The sequence below is a fragment of the Candidatus Paceibacterota bacterium genome (genome assembly GCA_035583355.1).
Lineage (GTDB): Bacteria > Patescibacteriota > Minisyncoccia > Phycocordibacterales > UBA6899 > JAJZQJ01.
The window spans coordinates 109510-117665 of record DATEZQ010000012.1; the positions used below are offsets into that span (position 1 = coordinate 109510).

Here is an 8156-nt window from a genome sequence, read left to right on the forward strand (position 1 = left end):
GGTGTCTTTTTTTATTCAGGATCTTGCTTTGGCGACTGCACAATCGGAAGTCCCGCCGGGGCCTCAGGTGCTTGCGATTGCACAGGAGGATACTGATATCCTTGCTGCATCGGTGCAGGAGAATACATCGGCTGTGGATATACGGGTGGGTACATATATGGCGCCGTGTTTCCATGAGGCACATATGCCTGTGGAGGTTGTACATACTGTGGCGGCATCGGTTGTTGTACGTACTGCATTTGCTGCGGAGGATACACATAGCCCTGGGGCGGATGCTGCATTTGCTGCGGATAGTGCGCAGTCGGCTGAGGCATATACTGCTGCTGCATTTGTTGATACTGGGGCTGATACACCGCTGACTGCACAGGCGGTTGTGGCAAAGGGGGAGGAATAGGCCTTTGGGCTTGCACAGGAGGCGCTGTAACTGCTGGCTTTGCTTGTGCCGCAGCTGCAGTGTTTGCAGCATCTTGATACTTCTTCACAATCGCCGTATCCACAATTGCTCTATCCTTACCATATTTCATATACGAGAGCTGTTGCAATTGTTCAACGATTTGCGGTACGCCCTTACTTGGAGGGTACACTGCAATATTGAACGGAGCGACAGGCGTCCCATTGATGAGCGGCTTGAGATAACAATTGCGACTCTCGATCTTCATCAAATCGGTAGCAGTGAACGTTGGAGCGAATTGTGACTCAAGATACTGTGCATCATCAGCACTAATACGGAAGACTGCCATCGAGCCGACGTTTCCGAAGACTGCATCCTTGATATCATTATCAATCTGCGCAATAAACTGATGCGCGATATTGAGTGACAATCCATACTTGCGCGCCTCAGAAAGAATACCGGCAATCGAGGGAGTTGATATATTCTGGAACTCATCAATATAGAGATAGAAATCTGGAAGTTTTATTCCATAAGAATCTACGCGGCTCATTGCTGCAAGGAAGAGCTTGCCGACGATGATCATGCCAAGCAAATTTGCATTCATCTCTCCGAGCTTACCCTTTGCAAGGTTCACAAGAAGAATTTTCTTTCCGTCCATAACCTCACGGAAATTGAATGAAGACTTCTGTTGCGCGATAATTGGGCGCATGACATCATTCGCAATGAACACATCGAACTTATTGGTGATGTATGGCACCATGTTCGCGAGCGATGCATCACCAGTCGACTTTGTTGCAATATCCTTCCAAAACTGCGTAACAATTGGGTTTTTACACCTACTCAACTTCAACTCACGGAACTTCGGATCGACAAGTACACGCGTAATATCAAGCATTGTACTTCCCGTTTCGGGATCTTCCATAACAAGCATCGTTGCGTTGCGGAAGTACTGCTCAAACGCCGGCCCCATTGATTCAGGAGAAGCAGCATATAGCTTTTTGAATATTGCAAGAAGTTCGTTTACGACGAAAATCTTTTGCTCTGGCTTCGATTCGTCATACTCGAGCATATTCAACCCGAAAGGCCTTGGCGTGTACGAAGGATCAAAGTAGATGACATCATCGATGCGCTCTTTGGGAATATTTGCAAGAATATCTTGTACATCGGAACCATGCGGATCAATGAAGCACGCACCGTGTCCGGCCTTGATATCCTCAATAATCATATTCTTGAGGATAGTCGTCTTACCTGTACCCGTTTGTCCGATAACATAAAGATGGCGCAGACGATCTGCAGCAGTCATGCGCACCGGCTTTCTGATGCCACGATATACGCTCTCCCCAAGAAGCGTACCTTCGCTTGGTAATTGTGCAGGAGGAGGTGCTGCAGCGGATTTTATAGAAGCAAGATTTGGTGCTTCGCTTGCCGTAATCGCAAGTGCGGGATGGAATAAGGCTGCAAACTCATTATGATTCAAGACCAATGCATCTGGCGAAGAGATACGGAAATTAAATGCATGGAGTTCCTCATTATACGCACTTCCCTTTGTCATGACATCAAAGCGCAATCCGCCGGACGATTCCCTGTTTGCGAATTGTCCGAAGGCAGCAATCAATGCATTTAAAATCTGTAGTGTGCGCTCTTTGTCTCCAGAGGAGACAACAATACGAAGATCAACACGAAGGAACGGAGCAACGGTCTTCTCCTCAATAACTTTTATCTCACGAGAACGACGCTCTTGCTCTTCTGGAGAAACCTCTTTTGGCTTCTCGCTCTCTCCCCCAAATAGCCCTCCAATAAACTTCAATGCATCACCTCCCATTGTGAGCGGGATGTTTGTTGCATCACCAATCTTTTGCCCGCTGTTAATCTTCCCTATTGCACCACGTGTTTTCTTAAGTAAATCACGATCATCCTTTGTCACGATATACTGAATTGCAGCGGCCTCGCCCTGATGCGCGATGTTCGAAAATGCGGCAAGGATTGGAGAAAGTGACTCCATCTGCCCCGTAGGCAATGCAAGGGTGTACGCAAAACGCTTCTCGTGCCTTCCTACTGCAACTGCCGAAAAACCGAACTCGTTGAACACGTTATAATCCTCGAGTACTTGTGTCGCGCGAGCGGTAGGAAAATTACCGAGAAATTGCTTGAGAAATAGGTCCTTTTGTTCATCGGGAACTGTTATATAGCAAGTGATATCTGAAGAAAAGTTTGCGAGCGCAATCTCGAATGCATACTGCGCACCGCCACCACCTTGCCCAAAAATCCCCGCAAGAAAACGCTGCATTGAAAGCAGTACCTGCTGTGGATCAACCTGCCCTTGCTCCTTCTGCAGCGGTACAACAATCTCAAAAACCGTGCGCGTCAGCTCTTGTTTGACCTCTTTCTCCTTATCAAGACCTGGAATGAGTGAACCCGTATGAATGTAGTGCACAAGCACATGATGGAAATCCTCTTCAACGTGAGGATTATTAAGACCCTGAGCTATCTTAATGGCATTCAAAATCCCCTTCTCTTGCATAATTGCATAGAGCTCGCGAATTTTCTCTCGATGAGGAAGTGCGTCAACCGTGCGTACTATCTCTTCAAACTTTGGGTTCTCTATAATTGCATGTTCAGGAAGGACCTCTTCAGGCTTTTTCTCTGCATACTCATTGATCACCTTTGAAACTATTTGTTCCTTGCTTGCCTGAACACCACTCGCTGAAGACATTGCTTCGTGCAAAGACACCTGCTCTCGTACATGAGCAAGTTCTGATTCAACTATAGGCACAGCCTCAGGTGTACCCTCGTGCATTTCCTCTATAAGTGACATAACTGTAGTAATAATAGCATATTGGGACAGCACAGTCATGAGGCATGAGTCATGGGTCATAAGAAAAATTCAGATACTACATAGCAAAATGCACACCAACGTTGTTAGTGTGCATTTTAACTCATGACTCATGACTCGTATTTTACTGGAATTGTATATCAAAATTATACATCCCCATCGAACAAGTAGCAGCGAGCTTACTTCCTGCTTTCTGTGCGGGAATCTCAATGTCCTTTACGCCACTTGGGGGCAGATTGAGGCGAATAGCAAGCGACGGGATAGAGAGCGCTGAAGAACAATCAAAAGTCCCTGAGGTCTTCATGCGAATGATTGTCGGCACACCTGCCTTCGCTATGGAATTGCGAGGTGCGTAACCCCCTCGAGCAGTTATCTCGATGATCTGCTTTCCTCCTTCTTCAAAAACATTCTTCCCATCGCCCTGCTCCACAACCTTCACATCCTTTCCTTCGGAAGTAGTTGATCCAGTGTTCAGTGTACCTGTGAAAAACATTGCAATGAGCACCAGTGAAACGGCGACTGTCACGCTAATGATAATTTCTTTCATGGATCAAAAGTTAAATAAAGGACTAATGAGCCCATATGCAACGAGACCGTTGAGGATATTGAATACTGCGAACATGATGACAATAAGCCCCGCGGTCTTAAAGAATATTCCCGACTTCGCACTTCCTGTAATACTTAGTGAACTGAACGAGAGCAGTGCAAGTACAGGGAGCGTACCCAATGCAAAGAAAAGCATTGTAAGTGCACCAGTAATGAAACTTCCCGTGCCCAGCGCGTAGATCTGCATTGATTGTGTGAAACCACATGGTAAGAAGAATGTCGCAATACCAACCAATATAGGAGTAAGCGCGTGATTCAACTTCGAAGCATTCATCGCATGGCTCCCGAGAAACTTTGGCATTGCAGGCTGTAGTTTCTTTGCGAAACCAAAGATATCAAGGAGGTTGATTCCAAGAATAAACATTACTAGACCAATAATGAGCGAAAGTAAAAAAGTACCCGTCCCATTAAGACTCACTGCAGAACCAAGTGCTCCAATAACGCCACCCAAAACAAAGAAAGAGACGATACGGCCGATATGGAAGAGTATCTGTGGCTTAACGCGATCTCCTGTTTTGGCAAATGTAGCAGACATCGAAAGCACGAGTCCGCCCACCACTGCCATACAAGATGAGAGTGATGCGACAATACCAATGATGAAAGCAGTACCATACGTCGGCTTATCGGCACTGATCAAGTTGATGAGTCCAGCCTTCTGAAGTCCAACGAACAATACACCAAATAATACAGCGAGTGGAATTGCGAAAATGAATTCTGACCACTTCTTTTCTGAAACTGACGCGACCTTATCTACTGAAAGTGTATAGCCGTGTTTCTCGACTGCAGTAGTTAACTCCTTCGCGATTTCCTCGTCACTCATTCCTTCAAAGTCGCCAACAACGCGCACCGTATGCGAAGCAAGATCGGTTTTCACTTCATCAACATGTGGCATTTCGCCGATCTTGCTCTCCGTCACCAGTACGCATGATTTGCAGTGCATCCCATTGACGTGAAATGTATATGTATTTTTGTTTTCCATAAATTATAGCTTTGACGCTTTAAGGCGCAGTGAGTTTCCAACCACGGAAACGCTTGAACCTGCCATGGCAATACCTGCGAACACAGGGGAAAGCAGTAGTCCAAATACGGGATAGAATACTCCAGCGGCAAGCGGTATACCCACCACATTATACACGAATGCGAAGAAGAGATTCTGTTTGATGGTGCGCATCGTCACACGCGAAAGCTGGATTGCCTTTACGAGCTTCGATATATCACCATGGAGCAGTGTGATCCCCGCAGACTCGATTGCGACATCTGTGCCCGTCGACATTGCAATACCAACGTCAGCTTGCGCCAGCGCTGGAGCGTCATTGACTCCATCTCCGGCCATCGCAACGATACGACCCTTTTCCTGAAGTGATACAATTTTAGCGAGCTTATCCTGTGGAAGTACCTGTGCAACAACCTCGTCGATGCCGACTTGGTCAGCAATCGCTCGGGCAGTTGCCTCACGGTCTCCCGTAAGCATTACAACTGTAATGCCCATCTTCTTGAGCTGTAGGACAGCTTCCTTCGATTCCTCCTTTATTGCATCGGCAACCATGACCGTGCCGAGCACCTTCTCTTTCGTTGCGAGAATGACCGGAGTCTTTCCTTCTGCGGCCTCTTTGTCCAAGTGTGCTACGTCGAAAGTGAGACCCATATTTTGAATAAGGAGCACATTGCCCGCAAAGTATTCTTTTCCTGCAATCGTTCCACAAATACCCTGACCTTCAATAATCGCAAACTGCTCTACTTCATGAAGCACAAGTTCTTTTTCTTTTGCATAACTGACGATCGCATGAGCGATCGGATGCTCAGACTTTTTTTCGAGTGATGCGAGCAGACTCACAAGCTCATCGTTAGATGAATGCCCGGCGCTATTCTCTATACCAACAAGCATCGGCCTCCCAACGGTAATTGTCCCTGTTTTGTCGACTACTACCGTATCCACCTTATGGAGGTGTTCAAGCGAAGCAGCATCCTTCACAAGGATTCCCGCTCGTGCACCCTTTCCAACAGCGACGATAATCGCGGTTGGTGTTGCAAGTCCAAGCGCACATGGACATGCAATAACGAGTACGCTTACAAAAGAAAGTAATCCAAGAGAAAAGGCCTGTGAAAATCCAAGATAATAACTACCTATGCCAACCCAAGCCATAAGGGCGACCGTTGCAATAGCGAGCACAATAGGAACAAAGATGCCTGAGATCTTGTCTGCCATCGCCTCGATCGGCGCCTTACTCCCCTGTGCATTCTCCACCATGACGATAATCTGTGCGAGCAATGTCTCCGCACCGACCTTCGTTGCACGAAATACGAATGAGCCACCGATATTCATGGTTCCAGCAACCACAGTATCCCCTGCCTTCTTGTTTATTGGCATGGATTCACCGGTGACCATCGACTCATCGACAAATGATTCACCACTGACTAGCTCACCATCTACAGGAATCTTTGATCCCGGCTTAATGACCACGAGGTCACCATGAATGACTTCGCTGACCGGAACCTCAATCTCATTACCTTCACGTACGACGATAGCCGTTTTTGCTTGAAGGTTGAGCAGTTTCTCTATGGCATCACCGGTTTTCTTCTTTGAACGTGCTTCAAGGAATTTACCAAGTGTAATGAAACCGATGACGACAATCGTCACGTCAAAGTAGGTAAATTCTGGGAGTCTCAAGAGTACAATAAGCTGTGGAAACAGTGTGATCGAAACACTGTACAAGTAGGCGGTAAGCGTACCGATACCAATAAGGGTATCCATATTCGCCCTACGGGTCTTAATGAATCTCCCAATACTCACCACGAATTGCTGCCCCACCCAGAACAATGCAACTGTTGCGAGTACCATTGATAGCGTATTGAACAAGGACATCGGAATAGGTAAGCTCGGTACCGCCACAAAGGATCGTGCGAGCAAATCCCACATCATTGCAACGAAAACGACTGCAGTGACCGGGAGTATGAAGCCGAGTTTATGCTCTAATCCCTCGAGATACATATCGCCCGAATCCATCTTTGTATGATCCATTTTCTCATGATCAACCCCAGGAGTACTGGTAGTATTTGCAACCAAAGCGTAGCCGAGTTTGGCTACCTCTTGTTCTATCACTTGAAACGGAACAACTTCGGGATCATATTCCACCTGAGCCTTTTCGTTCCCATAATTCACGGAGGCAGATTTCACACCGGGAACCTTCTTTAGAGAGTCCGTAATCGCAATCGCGCAACTTGCGCAATGCATTCCCTCTACTTTATAAATATGTTTTGACATACGTGGTGGACATTAGATACCGTACCATCCCTTACGAATTTCGGAGAGCTTTACAATACCTCCCGAAAGAAATGCCTCAACCGCATCAGCATTATTGAGTATCTCCGTACGTGATGTCTTCGTGCGAGCCTCACGAGTCATTTCAACACCAAGCTCGTGATGTGCAATAATGGCGTTCAAGAAACGCTGGTCGAACTTCTCATCACTTGTACCAAGATTTGCAACGACAGGGTCGCGTACGGTGCGCGTATCGCCATACCATGCTTTCTTCCATGCATAGAGCTCAGCAATTGCTGCAGGCTCATTCTTAAGGATCTCTCCCGCCAAGTCCTTCATCTCAGGATGAGTAGCATTACGCTCAAGCTGTTCAGCAAGAAGCATTGCACCACGATGATGTGCAATCATCGCATTCGCATAGCGAAGATCAAAAGTACGATCTGCGCTACCCAGACTCATGGCATCTTTCGTAAACATATTTACTCGATATTCTGGGGTAAGGCCGTAGCCGATACCTACACCGACGAATAATGCTGCTGCCATAAGTCCGAATGCGAAGTATATTGAGATTGTTTTCATAAATTAGTTATGTAGCTGGTAAATTTTCATTAATTCATCGATCGCCTCCTTCTTATTCTCCTTTAAACGCTCAAACGCGCAACTATCTAAGTGACCTGCGAGTAGATCCTTACGCATCGTACGCAAGAGCCCTGTAGCACTATCAGCCTGCTGAATAATCTCAGGGCAGTACACATCGTCCTCAATCATTGTGATGACTTTTGCGAGTGTACCATAGGCCTGCTTTGCTAATTTGAGTGCACGTGTCTTATCCGGCGTGCAGGTATGTCCATGATTATGCATATATGTGTGTATGTGGCAGGTACCCCCTACCCAGGTACTAGGTATTATATACAAGAGCAAAAAAACGTCAACCCCCCTAACATTGACCATTCCCCAAGTTCCGCTAGGATAGGCAAAGAAAGGGTTTTGGAGGATTCCATGACTACGAACAACAAGCTCGCCCTGATTGCTGCTTCGCTCGCTCCCATTAAGGCCAAGTACTCGCT

Annotated in this window: 6 protein-coding genes; all 6 read right to left on the reverse strand. The window is 46.7% G+C overall.

All coding sequences use genetic code 11. The features are described from left to right. Positions 1–11: 11 nt before the first annotated feature. The 6 genes from VJ579_05195 to VJ579_05220 all read right to left on the reverse strand — a co-directional run bounded on the left by VJ579_05195 (position 12) and on the right by VJ579_05220 (position 7950). Entirely contained in the window at positions 12–3206 is a 3195-nt protein-coding gene (locus VJ579_05195; protein ID HXK38432.1) for a TraM recognition domain-containing protein, read from the reverse strand. A gap of 142 nt (positions 3207–3348) precedes the next feature. After that, positions 3349–3771 (reverse strand): hypothetical protein, encoded by a 423-nt coding sequence (locus VJ579_05200; protein ID HXK38433.1) that lies wholly within the window; start codon positions 3769–3771, stop codon positions 3349–3351. 3 nt (positions 3772–3774) lie between these two features. Beyond that, positions 3775–4809, reverse strand: coding sequence for a sulfite exporter TauE/SafE family protein (locus VJ579_05205; protein ID HXK38434.1), 1035 nt, complete (start codon positions 4807–4809; stop codon positions 3775–3777). Positions 4810–4812: 3 nt separating this feature from the next. Beyond that, positions 4813–7092, reverse strand: coding sequence for a heavy metal translocating P-type ATPase (locus VJ579_05210; protein HXK38435.1), 2280 nt, complete (start codon positions 7090–7092; stop codon positions 4813–4815). 12 nt (positions 7093–7104) lie between these two features. After that, positions 7105–7668 carry a DUF305 domain-containing protein gene (locus VJ579_05215; protein ID HXK38436.1) on the reverse strand — a complete coding sequence of 188 codons (564 nt, stop codon included), beginning with the start codon at positions 7666–7668 and terminating at the stop codon, positions 7105–7107. Between the two features lie 3 nt (positions 7669–7671). After that, positions 7672–7950 carry a metal-sensing transcriptional repressor gene (locus VJ579_05220; protein HXK38437.1) on the reverse strand — a complete coding sequence of 93 codons (279 nt, stop codon included), beginning with the start codon at positions 7948–7950 and terminating at the stop codon, positions 7672–7674. Positions 7951–8156 lie beyond the last annotated feature (206 nt).